Origin of the sequence: Veillonella atypica KON (assembly GCF_002959915.1) — a bacterium.
Classification (GTDB): domain Bacteria; phylum Bacillota; class Negativicutes; order Veillonellales; family Veillonellaceae; genus Veillonella; species Veillonella atypica.
Genome location: NZ_PPDE01000008.1, coordinates 90249 through 107272, shown reverse-complemented (window position 1 = coordinate 107272; position 17024 = coordinate 90249). Strand labels below are relative to the sequence as shown.

Sequence of the window (17024 nt, the reverse complement as noted above, 5' to 3'; positions counted from 1 at the left end):
ATATCTTTAATTATACCACATATACCATGCCATCTATACTGCATTGTACTGTATCAATATCATTATTTTCTCGCCATGTGAAAGTTATATCTTCATATGCTCGTTCGAAATATGTTACATTGCGTTTTTTTAATCCTCTTACCTTAGACGTAAGACATCGTGGATAGGATATCGTAATGGTACGAATTAGATTTCTAAAATATTCTGTATGCTCATCGATACAATATGCTATGCGCTGCTTCCACTGCTCATTTGTCACTAGTTCTCCCATGGCAGGCTCATAAGGACCTGCCAATAGACTAGTACCTGTATCGAGTTCTTCAGTGCTTTGCAATCCAGTCCGAATAACAGTAATATGATGCGATTCAAACCAAGTCTTTAAAAACGCACAATACTGTAATGCTAACTCCAATGATAATGGCTCATATATACCTGACTTATATTGTTCCGCCAATTCCGTATGATCTATGACGAGAACGGGATAAATACGTACAAAATCAGGCTGCAATGCAGTTATTTCAACAGCTGTTTGTATTATCGTTTCCCATGAATCGCCTAAAAGCCCCGGCAACAGTTGTAGTCCTACGGTAAATCCAAACTTTCTTAATTGTTTAACAGCCAATTTTACATCATCAGAGGTATGACCGCGTTTAGCTAAAGATAGTACGGTATCATCCATCGATTGTACGCCGAGTTCTATGGTCTTCATACCAAATGAACGCAGTAATTCTAATTGTCCATCACTTACGGCATCAGGCCTTGTAGAACAACGAATACCATCTATAATACCCGCTTGTAGCGCTTCATTCGCAGGTGCTAATAATTGTTTTTGTAATTCTTGATCAATAGCGGAAAAGGAGCCTCCATAAAAACAAACCTCCCAATATTTATCCTCTCTAGACTCGCCTACATAATCTCTAATGGTCGATGTAATATATGCTGGAGTCAAATACCCTATGCCTGATATTTCTGTAATACGAGACTGATTACAAAATGTACACACATGAGGACACCCTACATGAGGGATAAAAAATGGAATCATACCATATTTCATGAATAAACCTCCTTCCTATTACTGATCTACGCTTCACGGTTCATGCTATTGTATGTAAAAAACCTAAATTAATAGTTCCTATATAAAAAGCGCCTTGCGGCGCTTATTATATAGCAGCCATTAACCGTTCTAATGTCAATTGTGCTGCATGTTGTTCTGCTATTTTTTTACTTTTACCAGTACCTGCCTCATAGGTAATCCCATCAATGGATACCTCCATCATAAAAGTCTTAGCATGATCAGGACCAGACTCACTGATAAGACTATATACTATATGTTTATCACCATCACGTTGTACAAATTCTTGTAACAATGTCTTATAATCTTTACCACGCTTACCTTCTAATGCTTGCTTAAGATTAGGAGCTAAGTGATGAAGAACAAAGTCCATTACTGTTTTATAGTCAGTCGTTATATATAACGCACCAATCAATGATTCAAATGTATCAGCTAATATGGATTTTCTATCACTACCACCAGAGGACTTTTCCCCATGGCCCAGTAATAAATAATCACCTAAATGCAATGTACGACTAACGGTAGCTAATGAATCTTCACAAACTGTAGCCGCCTTAATCTTAGTCAAATTACCTTCAGACATATCGGGATATGTTGTAAATAAATATTCACCAATAATTAAATCCAATACAGCATCACCAAGAAACTCTAAGCGTTGATTATGATGAATATGCTTAAATTTATGTTCATTCGCATAAGATGTATGAGTAAAAGCACAATCTAAAATCGAGATATCAATATTCGGTATATGTAAACGACTAACAAGCTCATGAAGAGAATCTTCACGAGCTTGTGTCATTATAGTATTCTTATGCGATACGTGACGCCCCATTAGTCTTCATAACGGCGAACACAAAGTGTACCGTTATGACCACCAAAGCCAAAGGAGTTAGAAAGAGCTGCTGTAACATGTAAATCACGAGCACCTTCACGTACATAATCAAGGTCTAAACCTTCATCTGGATTATCACAGTTAATTGTTGGATGAACCTTACCTGTTTCGATTGCCATTGCCATTACAATAGTTTCAATCGCACCAGCAGCGCCCAACAAGTGACCGGTCATAGATTTTGTAGAGTTAACAGCGATATCTTTTGCATGATCACCGAACAATTCTTTAATAGCCAATGTTTCGTTTTTATCATTCAAGCCTGTAGATGTACCGTGAGCATTGATGTAGTTAATTTCTTTAGGGTCAACACCTGCATCTTTAATTGCTAATTCCATACATTTACGAGCTTGTACACCACCAGGAGCTGGAGCTGTAATATGATAAGCATCGCCATTAGTGCCATAGCCTACTACTTCTGCGTAGATATGAGCACCACGAGCTTTAGCGTGTTCTAATTCTTCAAGTACAACGATACCTGCACCTTCACCCATTACGAAACCGTCACGGTCCTTATCAAATGGACGAGATGCTTTTGTAGGCTCATCATTGCGTGTAGACATAGCTTTCATAGCTGCGAAGCCGGCTACAGCAGCAGGGGAAACAGCAGCTTCAGTACCACCTGCAAACATGATGTCTGCATCACCACGTTGAATAATGCGGAATGCATCACCAATTGCATTAGTACCAGAAGTACAAGCTGTCACGTCTGTAATAACAGGACCTTTCAAGCCTAGGCGAATGGATACACGTGCAGAAGACATATTTGCAATCATCATAGGAACTGCAAATGGGCTAACACGACCAGGACCTTTTTCAAATAATGTTGTATACACATCATGGATAGAATCAATACCGCCAATACCAGTACCAACTACTGTACCACAACGGTCCAAATCTTCTTCATCAAGTGCTAATTTTGCATCATCAGCTGCCAAAACAGCTGCACCAATTGCAAATTCAACGGAACGGTCCATACGGCGAGCTTCTTTTTTATCTACGCCATATTGAGTAATATCAAAATCTTTTACTTCACCTGCAATGCGTGTTGCATAGTCAGATGCATCAAAGCGTGTAATTGGGCCAATACCAGATTTACCCTCTAACAACGCATTGTAGAAATTCTCTTTACCGATACCTACCGGAGTAATCGCTCCTAAGCCAGTAATTACTACACGTTTTTCCAATTATTCCACCTCTTATAGCTATATAGCCCCTTTAATTAATCGATTTCTGCTACTTGTTGTTTTAACTGTGCAAAAATATCTTTAACTGGCATAATCTTATCGACTTTTCGCATATTATTGCCAGAGAATACTAACCCCGTTTCCACATCACCTTGTTGCGCTCTAGATAAAGCACGGATAATACAGAATTTATGGGAACAATGTTTTAAACAATTGTCACATACTGTTGGTGGCGCTACAGTGCCATCAAGAACAGATTCAGCAAATTTATTTTTAATAGCTTGGCCTGGTAAACCTACTGGACTTTGAATCAATACAATATCCTCAGGATTTGTAGCACGCACATACATTTTTTTCAATTCATCAGATGCATTACATTCATCAGAAGCAGCAAAGCGACTGCCCATTTGAACGCCATTAGCACCCAATTTAAACATATCCACGATATCTTTACCATCTAAAACACCACCAGCTGCAATAACTGGAATATTTTTAACGGCGGCTACAACTTCTGGTACGATTTCACGAGCAGAACGATCCGTTCCCAAGTGACCACCAGCTTCGCTACCTTCTACGATAACTGCAGCGGCACCTAAACCTTCAGAAATGCGCGCTAATTTTGCAGAAGAAACAATAGGTACGATTGGAGTACCAGACTCTTTACCCATTGCGAACATATCTCTTGAAAATCCGGCACCTGCCACTACAAGATCAATGCCCTCTTCGATGGCAGTTTTTACAAGACCCGCAAATTGCGTTGCTGCTACCATCGCATTTATACCAATAATACCCGTAGGTGATAATTTTCTAGCTAATTGTATTTCATATCTTAATTCATCAAAAGGCAATCCAGATGCTGCAATAAGGCCAATACCACCTTCATTTGCAACGGCTGCTGCCAACCGAGCTGTAGACAATCTAATCGCCATACCACCTTGAATAATAGGTACTTTGGCCACTAGATTCCCAATGCGAAGTTCAGGGAGCTTCACTATCAATTCCTCCTGTAAACAATACCGATTAGGGGAGCCACTCGGCCCCCCGCACGGCTGAATTGTCAGCTATACAGCTTATTTAGCAGAATCAATATATTCTACTGTATCCTTAACGGTTTTGATTTTTTCTGCAACGTCGTCAGGGATTTCAACATTGAATTCTTCTTCAAATGCCATGATCAATTCAACGATATCCAAGGAGTCAGCGCCTAAGTCGTCGATGAATGTAGAATCAATGGTAACTTCAGCTTCATCAACGCCTAATTGTTCCACAACGATTGCTTTAACTTTATCGAAAGTGCTCATTAGTGGTTCACCTCCTTTCAAATGAGATTTATATATAGTCTAATTTTGTAACTACATTACCATGCCGCCATCTACATTGATGACTTGACCTGTAATATAGCTAGCAAAATCACTAGCAAGGAATGTTGTTACGGCAGCCACTTCTTCAGCTTTAGCCATACGGCCCAACGGAATTTGTGTTACCATAGCTTCTTTCACCTTTTCAGGCAATACATCTGTCATATCAGTATTGATAAAACCAGGTGCGATTGCATTAACTGTGATACCACGGCTAGCTAACTCTTTTGCACAAGATTTAGTAAAACCAATTACACCAGCTTTAGAAGCCGCATAGTTAGCTTGACCAGCATTACCCATCAAACCAACAACAGAAGTCATGTTAATAATATGACCAGCACGTTGTTTCATCATGATTTTGGATACTGCTTTTGTTACTAAATATACACCTTTAAGGTTGATATCGATAACGGCATCAAAGTCTTCGTCTTTCATACGCATAAGCAAACCATCACGAGTGATACCTGCATTATTTACTAAAATATCGATGTGACCAAATGTTTTATGCGTTTCTTCAACCATTGCTGCCACTTCTTCAGCATTTGCAACATTGGCTTTAATTTTAATCGCTTTGCGACCCAATGCTAAGATAGCGTCTACTGTTTCTTGAGCAGCAGCTTCACTGCCACTATAGTTAACAGCAACATCAGCACCAGATTGTGCAAGTTGAATAGCAACGGCGCGACCGATACCACGAGAGGCGCCAGTTACGAGAGCTACTTTACCCTCTAAGTGCATTTTATCGAACCCCCTTTAAAAATTCAAGCGTTTTCTCTAAGGATGGAATGTCTTCTACATTAGCTAATTCCATTTCTTTATTAATCTTTTTAGTGAAACCTGTTAATACTTTGCCAGGACCAACTTCTACAAAGCGAGTTACACCAAAGTTAACCATTTCTGCAACACAATCTTCCCACAATACAGGATTAGCTGCTTGTGTTACTAAAGATTCTTTAATGTCACTAGCATTTGTTAAAATTTTGCCAGTTACATTAGCTACTACTGGAATCTTAGCATCGTTAACTTGGATCTTATCTAATTCTTCTTTTAAACGAAGCGCTGCAGGTTCCATAAGACGACTATGGAATGGAGCACTTACAGGAAGCATTACTGCACGTTTTGCACCGGCTTCTTTCATTTTTTCAGCTGCTGTTTCTACGGCAGCTGTTTCACCAGCGATTACGATTTGACCAGGGCAGTTAAAGTTTACAGCTTGTACAGAACCAACTGTATCATTAACTTGTTGGCAAATTTCAACAACTTGTTCTCTTGGCAATGCTAGAATAGCCGCCATAGCACCCTTGCCCAATGGTACAGCTTCTTGCATATATTCACCACGTTTATGAACTACATACACAGCATCCTTAAAATCAAGAACACCGGCAGCGACTAACGCACTATATTCACCTAAGCTATGACCACCTACGATATCTGGTGTAAAACCTTGTTCTTTCAACACTTCATAGCAAGCTACGGAAGCAGTTAAAATAGCTGGTTGTGTATTAGCAGTCTTAACCAATTCTGTATCAGGGCCTTCGAAGCATAATTTAGAAATAGAATAGCCCAATGCTTCATCAGCTTCTTCAAAACGTTGTTTAACAATAGGGTATGCATTATACAAATCTTGTAACATGCCTACTTTTTGGGATCCTTGACCTGGAAATACAAATGCAGTTTTCATAGGATGGCCTCCTTATTTGCCAAAAGTTTGTAGATTTTTAATCACTGTTTCAGCTTCTGTCATAATGTCTGTAATGATTTCTTTACAAGGTTTCACATCGTGTAGCATACCTGCGATTTGACCAATCATAACGGAGCCTTCTTTTACATCACCTTCAATAGCAGCTTTACGAAGTGTACCTGCGCCAAGATTTTCTAATTCTTCCTTGGAACCACCACTAAATTCAAGATTTTTATATTTATGTGCTAATTGATTCTCGATAATTCGAACTGGATGACCTGTTGTAAGACCAGTCATAACAGTAGAACGATCTTTTGCTTTCAATACAGCGTTTTTATAGTTTTCATGAGCAATACATTCTTCAGATAGGACAAAACGTGTACCCATTTGAACTGCATGAGCACCTAGTGCAAACGCAGCTGCTACGCCACGGCCATCTGCAATACCACCAGCAGCAATAACTGGAACATCGACAGCATCTACAACTTGTGGTAACAATGCCATTGTTGTAATATCCCCAACATGGCCACCTGATTCAGTACCTTCTGCAATAATCGCATCAATACCACCACGAAGTAAACGTTTCGCTAAAAGAACGGATGCAACTACAGGAATAACCTTTGTGCCAATTTCTTTCAAAGCTGGGATATATACACCAGGATTACCCGCACCAGTTGTAATAACAGGAACTCGTTCTTCAACAACGACTTCCATAACTTCTTTTACAAAAGGAGACATCAACATAATATTGCAACCAAATGGTTTATTAGTACGCTCTTTAACTTTGTGAATTTCGTTGCGGAAAATATCAGGAGGCATATGTCCTGCACCAATTATGCCAAGACCACCTGCTTCAGATACTGCAGACGCAAGTTCAGCCGTTCCTAACCAAGCCATACCACCTTGAAAGATAGGATACTCAATCTGTAACAAATCACAAATATCAGTCTTAATCATCTTGATGTTTCCTCCTTAATACCATTTCAAGACGAGGCTAGCCCAGGTAAGGCCAGCACCAAATCCTGCAAGTGCTACATTATCACCGCGTTTTAAGCTACCTTCACGATTTGCTTCATCCAACGCAATGGCCACTGATGCAGCAGATGTATTACCATACTTATGTAAATTTACAAATACCTTTTCTTTTGGCATATGTAAACGTTTAGCGGCTGAATCGATAATACGAATATTAGCTTGATGTGGGATAAAATAATCTAACTCATCTAAATTCATATTAGCTCGTTCTAGAGATTTTAATGCCGTTTTTCCCATTGTTTTAACAGCAAATTTATATACTTCTGGACCATCCATATGAATGAAAGTCAAGCCTTCTTCTATACGTTGGTCATTAGCTAAAACAGCTGTACCACCAGCTGGTATACACAATGCAGAACCGCCAGTACCATCAGCGCCTAAGTCGACCCCTTTGATACCATAACCTTCTGGAACCTCAGAAACAACAGCTGCACCTGCACCATCACCAAATAGAATACAAGTACCACGATCTTTCCAGTTAACGCGACGAGACAAAATTTCTGCGCCTACAACGAGAACATTTTTAAATAATCCAGAAGCGATATAGCTTTGAGCAGTTATCAACCCATACACAAATCCGGAGCATGCAGCTTGTAAATCATAAGCTGCTGCATTTTTCGCACCAAGATTTGCTTGCAATATACATGCGGCAGAAGGAATCACCATATCTGGTGTCAATGTAGCAAAGATAATCATATCGATATCTTCTACATCGAGCTTAGCCATTTGAAGTGCTTTTTTTGCAGCTTCAGTTGCCATATAGGATGTATTCATACCTTCTGGTGCAATGCGTCTTTCTTCAATGCCTGTACGTTCTCTGATCCATTGGTCACTTGTATCGACCATTTTCTCTAAATCAAAGTTAGTCACCACATTATCAGGAAGGAAGCTACCTGTACCAATAATACCGACAGGTTTATTCATCATACTCATATTTTACGGCTCCTTCAATTTCCATTGTTTCTCGAATATGTTCAATTATTTTGCGTTCTACTAAATCGGCTGCAATGGTAATAGCAGTCTTAATTTCTTTAGCCTTTGAACTGCCATGAGCAATCATAAACACACCATTTACACCAAGTAATGGAGCACCACCATTTTCAGTGTGGTCCACCTTCTTGGCCATTGGTTTCAACGCTGGTTTGATAAGCAATGCCCCAATTTTAGCTAATATTCCACCATTCATGATGCTGTCTTTGATGAGCTGTGTCAAACCAGTTACAAGACCTTCTGCAAATTTAAGAATTACATTGCCTACAAAACCATCGCAAACGACAACGTCTACGGTTCCTTTCGGAATATCGCGACCTTCTACATTTCCTTTAAAATTGATGGTTTTCATATTTTCCAAGATAGGATATGTAGCAAGCACAACTTCATTACCTTTAGTCGCTTCTTCACCAATATTGAGAAGGCCTACCGTAGGATTTTCTTTGCCAAGTAAAAGTTTTGCATACTCAGCGCCCATCAATGCACCTTGTACAAGATGTTTTGGTTTACTATTTGAGTTCGCACCGGAATCCAACATAACGGTTATACCGTTTACAGTTGGCATTGGTGTAGCAATAACAGGTCTATCAATGCCCTTGATACGGCCTAGACCAAATAATGCTGCCGCTACAGCTGCACCTGTGCTTCCTGGGGCAATAACAGCTTCACATTCTTTACTTCTAACTAAAGATGTAGCCACCACAACGGAGGCATCCTTCTTCTTGCGCAATGCTTGGCCAGGATGTTCATCCATTCCAATTACTTGACTCGCATGATACACAGAAATGCGAGGATTATTTGTTTCATTATTATCTTCTAAAATTTTAAATATTTGAGTTTTATCGCCTACAAGAACAACATCAATATGTTCCGTTTCTCGCACTGCTTCCAAGGCGCCTAAGACGATTTCCAAGGGAGCAAAATCACCACCCATGGCGTCAATTGCAATTTTCATATACTACACCCGATTCTCCACAGACTCCATGATAAATTTAGCTCTAAATACTTCTTTTATTTTATCTCTAATTATAACCCAAATAAAGTATTTATCTCCACGACGACGAACAATTTCTGCTTTCGCCACCAAATTAGTACCAGACTCTACTGGATTTTTATATTTAATATTCCCTACCTCTGCAGAGCAAAGGGTTGAACCCATAACTAGCTTGGCCAAGGAATTTGCTTGAGCATACAAATACTGTGGATCAATATAACCAAAACGATCTTCCATGTCTGGCGTCGTATGTAACATGGATAAAGCTTGTTTTCCTTCCGTTACATCGATGAGTTCGCCTACAATTTCATGCTGTATTGGTTCCGGTTGCTCATCCTGAGCATGTTCGGTAGCCATCGCTTTAATACGCTCACGCAATTCAGGAATCCCCAATTCTAATCGATCGAGTCGAATTGTAGGTACACTGACACCAAAGTGCGATGCCAACTCTTCATCAGTAAGAAAAGGCGTAATATTCAGTTTTTCTGTTAACTGTTTCTGTCTTTCTTGCTTCTTCAACCTACTCATGGGACCACCTTTTATGACCTAGTATTAATATTACATCTTAAGTATATATAATAATTCCCATATTGGCAAGGTTTTTCGCATATATAGTGATATATTTTATGGTAATATACTAAATATTGTCCTTATTTTAAAATTAATTAATACTTTATAGGAGAAATTAATATAAAACATATATTAATCAACAACTATCCATTTTTGGGCAGTAAAAAACACCTACACAAATGTGTAGGTGTTTTACACGCTCAATTAGGCTTTTGCAACTACTTGTTCACCTTTATAGTGACCACATGTAGGGCAAACACGATGAGGCATCATAGGTTCGTGGCATTGTGGACATGCTACATAACCAGGAGCTTCTAATTTCCAGTTTGCACGACGACGATCGCGACGGCATTTGGATAATCTACGCTTAGGTACTGCCATTATCTGCACCTCCTTAGTACAATCATTAGGATAGTCTATCATCTTTCTCATCAAGCAAAGCACGTAACTCTGCGAATCGAGGATCCACCACAAAGGATTCACAAGAACAAGGTGAAACATTCAAATTTGCTCCGCAATGAACGCACAATCCTTTGCAATCATCCTGACATAACACTTGAGAGGGCTCATTGATGATTAATGTATCCCGAATCAGTTCGGTTAAGTCAATTTCCTCTCCGTTAAAAGGAATCACATCTTCATCGGCATCTCGAGAATCACTAAAGATTTCCTCGAAGGAATCGTTACGCTCATGTTCCGTAGTCGTTAAACAACGAGAACATTCGTAATCACCTTTAGAATTAATCGAACCTTGAACGATGTAGTTTTGACCATCAAACCAAAACTCACCACTAATAGTTATATCATGACGGCTCCAAGGAAAAGCAACTACGTCACTACCAAGTTCTTCACTCGGCATCGTATAGCTATAAGGAAATTTCTTTCCTATATGTTCTTTTGCTTGCTCTACTTGCAGTTTCATAATCTTACCTCGACTTATAATATTATAAACATGACAGTGTGCTTTGTCAAATAAAAAAGGCTATCTCAATATTGCTTAAGATAGCCTTTCTAATGTATCAATTACATTTTTTCGAATTGATCTTTGCCAACGCCACAGATAGGGCAAACATAATCAGCTGGTTGATCTTCGAATTTAACGCCTTCTACAGCTTCGTCATAAACCCAACCGCATACTACGCATACGTATTTTTCCATGTCTATTTCCTCCTTCACTTGAGATTATATTAATGTGTTCATATCGTTAAGATACTTTATCTGTAATATAGTATAGCAAAGACATCGAAACTTTTCAATACTCATTTTCCATTTTTCTACTAAATTTTCAATATCCTCTGAAAGCTGACTATTATTACTTTCATACGTAATTTTATAATGAAATCTATTATCAATTAGATTTTTATGATATACTATTTACTAGAAATATATAGTGGTATACTAAATATTCGCTACATAAGTAGATTTTATTATCTTATATATAACTATATTATAGGAGGATTCATGAGAACAAAACTGACTGAATTACTAAATATCGAATACCCTATCATCCAAGGTGCTATGGCATGGGTTTCTGAGGCTACATTAGTTGCAGCTGTAGCTAACGCTGGCGCTACAGGTGTTATCGCCTTAGGCGGTCGCGATGCAGAATGGACTCGCAATGAGATTCGCGCATGCAAAGAATTAACAGATAAACCTTTTGGTGTAAATTTAATGCTTATGGCCCCAAATAAAGATGAATTAGTAGATGTTATCATCGCAGAAAAGCCTGCATTTGTAACACTTGGCGCTGGCAATCCTACCCCATATATTAAACCATTCCAAGAAGCGGGTATCAAGGTCATTCCTGTTGTACCTTCCTTGAAATTAGCAAAACGCATTCAAGATGCTGGTGCCGATGCTATCGTCGTAGAAGGTATGGAGGCTGGTGGTCACATCGGTTCTCAAACGACAATGTCTTTGATGGAAAACATTCTACCAGAAATCACTATTCCTGTTGTTGTGGCTGGTTCCATCGTTGATGGTCGTGGTTTGGCAGCAGCTTTATTGATGGGTGCTGAAGGTGTACAAATGGGCTCCCGTTTCTTACTTGCCGAAGAATGTAAAGCTCATCAAAATATGAAAGAAGCAATTATCAAAGCAACAGATACTGACTCCGTTGTAACAGGTCTTCTCTCCGGTCACGGTGGTGTACGTAGCTTGCGCAGTGATTTTACAGACCGTTATATTGCAGCAGAAACTGATGGCGTTACAACAAAAGAAGAGCGCAGCAAAATGTCCCAAGGTACAAATAAATTAGCTGCTATCGATGGCGACGTTGTCAATGGTGCTGTACAAGTAGGCCAAGCGCTTAATAGACTTAATGAAATTGAACCAGCTCAAACTATTGTACACTCTGTTATTAATGAAGCTATTATGGCAATCCGTAAAGCACAACGCTTTATCGAAGTAATTTAATAGGAGGTCCTATGTTACCTTATCATGGAAAGTATCCAAAATTAGATCCAAAATCTTGTGTTATGCCTGGTGCTGAACTAGCCGGCGATGTAGAGTTGAAAGAATTTGCCTCCATCTGGCAAAACTGTGCACTTCGTGGCGATGTTAATAAAATTGTAGTAGGTCGTTATTCCAACGTACAAGATAACTCTGTGCTTCACGTCGATGATGATGAGGCTTGTATACTTGGCGACTATGTAACTATAGGTCATGGGGCCATTGTTCATGCGTCTACCATCGAGGATAATGTACTCGTTGGCATGGGGGCTATCGTACTAAGTGGTTGTCATATCGGTACTGGCTCTATCATTGCAGCCGGTGCAGTGGTAAAAGAAAACACTACAATCCCTCCCTATTCTTTAGTCGTTGGTATTCCTGCACGCATCGTACGTACTGATGAATCCCAAGTTGAAAGAATCCACAATCAAGCATTAAAATATAAACACCTTTGGACTGTTGAATATGGTATGCTACCAGATTGTGGTGGCGAAGAATACGACAAAAGCGCCAAAATTGTATAACTACAATGTAAAAAATAAGGTTTTCTATAAATAAAGCCTTCACACATAAAAATAGCGACTAATTGATCATCTGGTATCAACTAGTCGCTATTTCTTTATCATCAGAATATCGTCCGATATAGTATGCAGTTTTGTTTTATAATTGGAATCTTGCTTTTACAATCTGCTGAGTTATCAATGCGGAGCCCATAGCTAGCGCCATTGGGAAGCACATTTCCACGGAAAATCGTGAAAGTTCTAACATGAACACACAGGATGTAAGCGGCATCTTTTGTGCCAATCCCAAGAAAATTACGGCCCCTATAAATGCAGCAAAGCCAAGGTGTACAGGGCTGACCATAATACTCCACAAGGCCGCAAAGGCTAATGCCAATGTACTACCTAGCATCATAGATGGCGTAATTCGACCACCATAAGCACCAGCCATTAAGGCAAGTAACACGGCAATCCATTTAGTAGCTAATAGACCTAATGCATAATCCCATCCTACTAAATCTGTAAAGGTCAACTGATTACCAGCTTTACCATTACCGAGGATTTCTGGAAAATACATGGCCATCACCCCAATAACAGCAAATGATAAAAGAGCTATGACAATCATTTTAGGGCTTTTTCTATCAAACTTAGGTAATAAAGATTGTGTTTTATCAAATAAAACAACGCCAATAGCAATGACAGCGCCAAGGACGATAGCAAATTCTTGATAGCTACCATATAAGGGTGGTTGTGGCATCGTATACTGAACAAGATCTCCTATCCCTGCCTGACGAACGACCAATGTAGCTAGTCCACACGATAAAAGGGCTGCACTCATGGCTCGAACATTCCATGTGATAAGTAATGTCTCTAGCGTAAAAATAGCAGCTGATAAAGGAGAATTATATACGGCAGCTAAGCCTGCACCAGCAGCACAAGCAATAATAAGCGACTTGTCCTCAGGGCGCATATCAACATAGCGCAATAATCCAGACATGATACCAGCACTAGCTTCACGAGGTGCGACTTCTCGACCAAGCGGAGAACCCATGCCGACCGTGATAATTTGCAATGTAGCATGAATAAATGTGGTCAACGGAGGCATTTCTTTTGTAGAATCTTGGACAGCTTTTTTTATATCTACCAGTGGATCTCCATAACGATGGATAAGAACCCAACCTACACCGCCAACAAGACCACAGGCCAGTAAGGCTAACAATCGATGTTCAGGCGATACACGGGCTACGGCTTGTCCAAATGATAAACCTTCTGATGTAGAATAGGCATACATAAAATGCTGGATATAATGTAACAAATGGGTATAAAAAGAACCGATTAAGCCCGCCACCAGGCCAACGATTATTATTAAACCAAGTAAACGTTTATCTAACATACTCTCTATATCACTCCATAGCCAGGACTACTTCACCCTGTTTCAACGAAGATTGTACATCAATAATTCGTTGATTAGAAGATCCTCTAAATCGTAAGGATGGATCTTTTAACTCATCTACAAATCGACCATCCACGAGGATATCGATTTGTTCCACTAAGCTACGGCGCGATGGATCAGATATAATATCATCCCATACATAGCCAGAGTAAGCCCAAATAGGTTTTTCAGGCGCTGCTTCACGCACCGCTTTCACTATAGCTAGCATACCATCTACATTTTGAAATGGTTCACCGCCTAACAAGGTAAGGCCAGCACAATTAGGATCTTTTACATAAGACACAACCAGCTGTGTTTCTTTATCAGTCCATTCTTGACCAGCATTAAAATCTTGATATTCTTCATTAAAACAATTATAACAGCAATGGGTGCAACCAGTTACAAATATAGATGTGCGTATACCTTCCCCATTGGCGATATCATATTGTCGGATCTGTCCGTATCTCATAATAACCCCCATATTTGCCTGTGATCAACTTTGACCAAATTAAATATATAGATATATTTCAATTTATCATGTATATAGTAAAAGCTGTGCCGATGGCACAGCTTTTAACATGTTTACAATTAATAAAATTAAATATGCATTACACGATCTTTTATTTCTTTTGTGCGACCTTCGTTCCAGAAGTTTTCACCAAGGTATCCACACGTACGGCGGATAACTGTTAATTTATCGCGGTTTGTATTATGACAACGAGGACATTCCCATTGATTGTCATCATTAACCTTGATTTCACCATCAAATCCGCATTCATGACAGTAGTCAGATTTTGTATTGAACTCTGCATAGGAAATATTGTCGTAAATATATTTAATCATCGTCAATACTGCTGGAATATTATTGGACATATTCGGAATTTCTGCATAGGAAATGCAACCGCCTGTAGATTTCTTTTGGAATTCAGATTCAAAGGCAAATTTATCAAATACGTTAATTTCTTCACGAACGCTTACATGATAACTATTCGTATAGTAACCTTTGTCCGTTACATCTTCTATAATACCAAAGCGTGCTCGGTCCAAAGAAGAGAATCGATTTGTTAAGCTTTCAGCAGGCGTACCATAAAGACCAAAGCCTAAGTTATGTTTTTCACGCCATTCATTAATAGCTTGGTTCAAACGATCCATAATTTTCATGGCAAAAACACGACCATGTTCACCTGTATTAGATTCGCCAGTAATCAAGCGACATGCTTCATAAATGCCGATATAACCAAGGGAAATCGTCGCATAGCCATCAGTCAAAAATGGAGCGATTTTTTCACCTTTTTTAAGTCGCGCAATAGCACCATGTTGCCAATGAATTGGGGATACATCGCTTACTACATCTTTCAATAGATTGTAACGTAACATCAATGCTTTTTCAGCTAACTCAAGGCGTTTATCCAAGATTTCAAAATACTTTTCTTCACTACCGCGTGCTAAAATACCAATTTGTGGCAAATTCAAACTTACTACGCCCATGTTGAAACGGCCATCAAATTTATAATTGCCTTCTGCATCCTTCCAAGGAGATAAGAAGGAACGACATCCCATAGGGCTGAATACATTGCCTTCGTAATTTTCCTTCATCTTCTTTGCAGAAATATAATCAGGATACATGCGTTTAGCCGTACATTGAGCAGCTAATTCTGTTAAATAATAATATGGGCTATCCGGATAAACATTGTGTTCGTCTAATACATAAATCAATTTAGGGAATGCTGGTGTAATGTATACATCGGCTTCATTTTTTACACCCTTAATACGTTGACGTAAAATTTCTTCCGTAATTAATGCCGCTTCCTTAGCGTATTCATAATCCGGTTGGAAATACATAAACAATGTAACGAATGGGGATTGGCCATTTGTAGTCATCAATGTATTGATTTGGTATTGAATGGTTTGAATGCCGTCCTTTACCTCTTTACGCGTGCGTTTCCAAGCAATTTCACGAGCCTTTTCCATATTTGGTTCCATGCCGTAAATCTCAACTTGTTCTTCAATTACATTATTGAGGATTTTTTCATAAGATTTACGTACGAATGGTGCCAAAATACGGTCAATACCATTAATACTTTGACCACCATATTGACCAGATGCAACTTGTGCAATGATTTGAGTTGTTACAGTACATGCTACTTGGAATGATTTTGGCGTGTCAATGCGCTTACCGTTAATAACTGTACCATTTGTCAACATATCTTCTAAGTTGATTAAGCAACAGTTAAACATCGGTTGGATGATATAGTCCATATCGTGGAAATGGATAGCACCGCTATCATGTGCTTCTAGTATATCTGTAGGAATCAACTTACGACGCGCAATATCCTTGGACACTTCACCAGCAATTAAATCGCGTTGTGTAGATACAATGGCAGCATCTTTATTAGAATTTTCATCAAGAACACTAACATTACTACGATCCAACAAACCGATGACATCTTCGTCAGTCGTGTTTTGGCGACGTTTGAAAGCTTGTACCGCTTTATAACCTTCATAAGCACGAGCTGTTGCAGGATTATGATACTCAATCAACTTATAGTATACTTGATCTTCTATTGCATAGATTGTCATATCCTTTTGAAGTTTTATAGCATATGCTTCAATTTCGTCAGCAATGCGTTCAGCTAAGCCAGATTCATATAACCCCGTACTACTATGTTCTGCCTTTTCAATAGCTACTGCAATTTTATGTTTATCGAAAGGTACCTTAGTACCATCCCGTTTAATGACCTGCAACATCTCGGAACCTCCCCGTTTCCCATACTCCGAATTAATTAATGTCATTACATATAAAAAGTATGGAAAAAACCATACTCAATCTATATTATTTACTACGAAAAATACAAAATTCAATAG

The 17024-nt window shown here is 39.1% G+C and carries 19 protein-coding genes; 2 read left to right on the top strand and 17 right to left on the bottom strand.

The genetic code is table 11. The features are described from left to right. Window positions 1-10 precede the first annotated feature (10 nt). From VAHSUH02_RS04430 to VAHSUH02_RS04365, 14 genes are all read right to left on the bottom strand, one after another. Window positions 11-1054 carry an elongator complex protein 3 gene (locus VAHSUH02_RS04430; protein WP_005384210.1) on the bottom strand — a complete coding sequence of 348 codons (1044 nt, stop codon included), beginning with the start codon at window positions 1052-1054 and terminating at the stop codon, window positions 11-13. Between the two features lie 106 nt (window positions 1055-1160). Then, complete coding sequence (rnc, locus tag VAHSUH02_RS04425; RefSeq protein WP_005384211.1) at window positions 1161-1904, bottom strand: ribonuclease III; 744 nt, start codon at window positions 1902-1904, stop codon at window positions 1161-1163. Further along, window positions 1904-3148 (bottom strand): beta-ketoacyl-ACP synthase II, encoded by a 1245-nt coding sequence (gene fabF / locus VAHSUH02_RS04420; RefSeq protein ID WP_005384212.1) that lies wholly within the window; start codon window positions 3146-3148, stop codon window positions 1904-1906. The genes rnc and fabF overlap by 1 nt, the downstream gene beginning before the upstream one ends. 35 nt (window positions 3149-3183) lie before the next feature. Continuing rightward, window positions 3184-4140 carry an NAD(P)H-dependent flavin oxidoreductase gene (locus VAHSUH02_RS04415; protein WP_005376890.1) on the bottom strand — a complete coding sequence of 319 codons (957 nt, stop codon included), beginning with the start codon at window positions 4138-4140 and terminating at the stop codon, window positions 3184-3186. 78 nt (window positions 4141-4218) lie between these two features. Beyond that, window positions 4219-4449, bottom strand: a complete 231-nt coding sequence (locus VAHSUH02_RS04410) for an acyl carrier protein (RefSeq protein WP_005376767.1) — start codon at window positions 4447-4449, stop codon at window positions 4219-4221. A gap of 51 nt (window positions 4450-4500) precedes the next feature. Further along, complete coding sequence (gene fabG, locus VAHSUH02_RS04405; RefSeq protein WP_005376748.1) at window positions 4501-5244, bottom strand: 3-oxoacyl-[acyl-carrier-protein] reductase; 744 nt, start codon at window positions 5242-5244, stop codon at window positions 4501-4503. A gap of 1 nt (window position 5245) precedes the next feature. After that, a complete protein-coding gene (gene fabD / locus VAHSUH02_RS04400; protein WP_005376799.1) occupies window positions 5246-6187 on the bottom strand; it encodes an ACP S-malonyltransferase in 942 nt (313 codons plus the stop codon). Window positions 6188-6199: 12 nt separating this feature from the next. Then, window positions 6200-7144, bottom strand: coding sequence for an enoyl-[acyl-carrier-protein] reductase FabK (fabK, locus tag VAHSUH02_RS04395; protein WP_005380823.1), 945 nt, complete (start codon window positions 7142-7144; stop codon window positions 6200-6202). A gap of 15 nt (window positions 7145-7159) precedes the next feature. Further along, window positions 7160-8155: a beta-ketoacyl-ACP synthase III gene (locus VAHSUH02_RS04390; RefSeq protein WP_005384214.1), complete on the bottom strand. Its 996-nt coding sequence runs from the start codon at window positions 8153-8155 to the stop codon at window positions 7160-7162. Continuing rightward, window positions 8139-9167 (bottom strand): phosphate acyltransferase PlsX, encoded by a 1029-nt coding sequence (gene plsX / locus VAHSUH02_RS04385; protein WP_005380855.1) that lies wholly within the window; start codon window positions 9165-9167, stop codon window positions 8139-8141. Before plsX ends, VAHSUH02_RS04390 begins: the two co-directional genes overlap by 17 nt. A gap of 3 nt (window positions 9168-9170) precedes the next feature. Then, entirely contained in the window at window positions 9171-9734 is a 564-nt protein-coding gene (fapR, locus tag VAHSUH02_RS04380; RefSeq protein WP_005381039.1) for a transcription factor FapR, read from the bottom strand. Window positions 9735-9980: 246 nt separating this feature from the next. Continuing rightward, window positions 9981-10157 (bottom strand): 50S ribosomal protein L32, encoded by a 177-nt coding sequence (gene rpmF / locus VAHSUH02_RS04375; RefSeq protein WP_005376859.1) that lies wholly within the window; start codon window positions 10155-10157, stop codon window positions 9981-9983. 25 nt (window positions 10158-10182) lie between these two features. Then, window positions 10183-10698, bottom strand: a complete 516-nt coding sequence (locus tag VAHSUH02_RS04370) for a YceD family protein (RefSeq protein WP_005376813.1) — start codon at window positions 10696-10698, stop codon at window positions 10183-10185. Between the two features lie 101 nt (window positions 10699-10799). Next, the gene (locus tag VAHSUH02_RS04365; protein ID WP_004693422.1) at window positions 10800-10934 is read right to left on the bottom strand and encodes a rubredoxin; all 135 of its coding nucleotides are present in this window, start codon (window positions 10932-10934) and stop codon (window positions 10800-10802) included. A 303-nt stretch (window positions 10935-11237) separates the two neighbouring features. On the opposite strand from VAHSUH02_RS04365, the gene VAHSUH02_RS04360 reads away from it, so the two are divergent. Further along, the gene (locus tag VAHSUH02_RS04360; protein ID WP_005380851.1) at window positions 11238-12191 is read left to right on the top strand and encodes a nitronate monooxygenase; all 954 of its coding nucleotides are present in this window, start codon (window positions 11238-11240) and stop codon (window positions 12189-12191) included. A gap of 11 nt (window positions 12192-12202) precedes the next feature. After that, a complete protein-coding gene (locus VAHSUH02_RS04355) occupies window positions 12203-12751 on the top strand; it encodes a gamma carbonic anhydrase family protein (RefSeq protein WP_005376783.1) in 549 nt (182 codons plus the stop codon). A gap of 136 nt (window positions 12752-12887) precedes the next feature. On the opposite strand, the gene VAHSUH02_RS04350 is transcribed toward VAHSUH02_RS04355, so the two are convergent. The 3 genes from VAHSUH02_RS04350 to nrdD form a co-directional block, all read right to left on the bottom strand. Beyond that, a complete protein-coding gene (locus tag VAHSUH02_RS04350; RefSeq protein ID WP_005384216.1) occupies window positions 12888-14120 on the bottom strand; it encodes a chloride channel protein in 1233 nt (410 codons plus the stop codon). A 10-nt stretch (window positions 14121-14130) separates the two neighbouring features. Next, the gene (gene nrdG, locus VAHSUH02_RS04345; protein ID WP_016475428.1) at window positions 14131-14628 is read right to left on the bottom strand and encodes an anaerobic ribonucleoside-triphosphate reductase activating protein; all 498 of its coding nucleotides are present in this window, start codon (window positions 14626-14628) and stop codon (window positions 14131-14133) included. A 128-nt stretch (window positions 14629-14756) separates the two neighbouring features. Then, window positions 14757-16907 (bottom strand): anaerobic ribonucleoside-triphosphate reductase, encoded by a 2151-nt coding sequence (gene nrdD / locus VAHSUH02_RS04340; RefSeq protein ID WP_038148994.1) that lies wholly within the window; start codon window positions 16905-16907, stop codon window positions 14757-14759. Window positions 16908-17024: the final 117 nt, after the last annotated feature.

Coding starts and splice junctions, on each gene's coding strand:
- VAHSUH02_RS04370 (WP_005376813.1), bottom strand. CDS start 10,698: ATGAAACTGCAAGTAGAGCAAGCAAAAGAACATATAGGAAAGAAATTT.
- VAHSUH02_RS04360 (WP_005380851.1), top strand. CDS start 11,238: ATGAGAACAAAACTGACTGAATTACTAAATATCGAATACCCTATCATC.
- VAHSUH02_RS04350 (WP_005384216.1), bottom strand. CDS start 14,120: ATGTTAGATAAACGTTTACTTGGTTTAATAATAATCGTTGGCCTGGTG.
- rpmF (WP_005376859.1), bottom strand. CDS start 10,157: ATGGCAGTACCTAAGCGTAGATTATCCAAATGCCGTCGCGATCGTCGT.
- VAHSUH02_RS04365 (WP_004693422.1), bottom strand. CDS start 10,934: ATGGAAAAATACGTATGCGTAGTATGCGGTTGGGTTTATGACGAAGCT.
- VAHSUH02_RS04410 (WP_005376767.1), bottom strand. CDS start 4,449: ATGAGCACTTTCGATAAAGTTAAAGCAATCGTTGTGGAACAATTAGGC.
- nrdG (WP_016475428.1), bottom strand. CDS start 14,628: ATGAGATACGGACAGATCCGACAATATGATATCGCCAATGGGGAAGGT.
- fabK (WP_005380823.1), bottom strand. CDS start 7,144: ATGATTAAGACTGATATTTGTGATTTGTTACAGATTGAGTATCCTATC.
- VAHSUH02_RS04390 (WP_005384214.1), bottom strand. CDS start 8,155: ATGAGTATGATGAATAAACCTGTCGGTATTATTGGTACAGGTAGCTTC.
- fapR (WP_005381039.1), bottom strand. CDS start 9,734: ATGAGTAGGTTGAAGAAGCAAGAAAGACAGAAACAGTTAACAGAAAAA.
- VAHSUH02_RS04430 (WP_005384210.1), bottom strand. CDS start 1,054: ATGAAATATGGTATGATTCCATTTTTTATCCCTCATGTAGGGTGTCCT.
- fabG (WP_005376748.1), bottom strand. CDS start 5,244: ATGCACTTAGAGGGTAAAGTAGCTCTCGTAACTGGCGCCTCTCGTGGT.
- rnc (WP_005384211.1), bottom strand. CDS start 1,904: ATGGGGCGTCACGTATCGCATAAGAATACTATAATGACACAAGCTCGT.
- nrdD (WP_038148994.1), bottom strand. CDS start 16,907: ATGTTGCAGGTCATTAAACGGGATGGTACTAAGGTACCTTTCGATAAA.
- VAHSUH02_RS04355 (WP_005376783.1), top strand. CDS start 12,203: ATGTTACCTTATCATGGAAAGTATCCAAAATTAGATCCAAAATCTTGT.
- plsX (WP_005380855.1), bottom strand. CDS start 9,167: ATGAAAATTGCAATTGACGCCATGGGTGGTGATTTTGCTCCCTTGGAA.
- fabD (WP_005376799.1), bottom strand. CDS start 6,187: ATGAAAACTGCATTTGTATTTCCAGGTCAAGGATCCCAAAAAGTAGGC.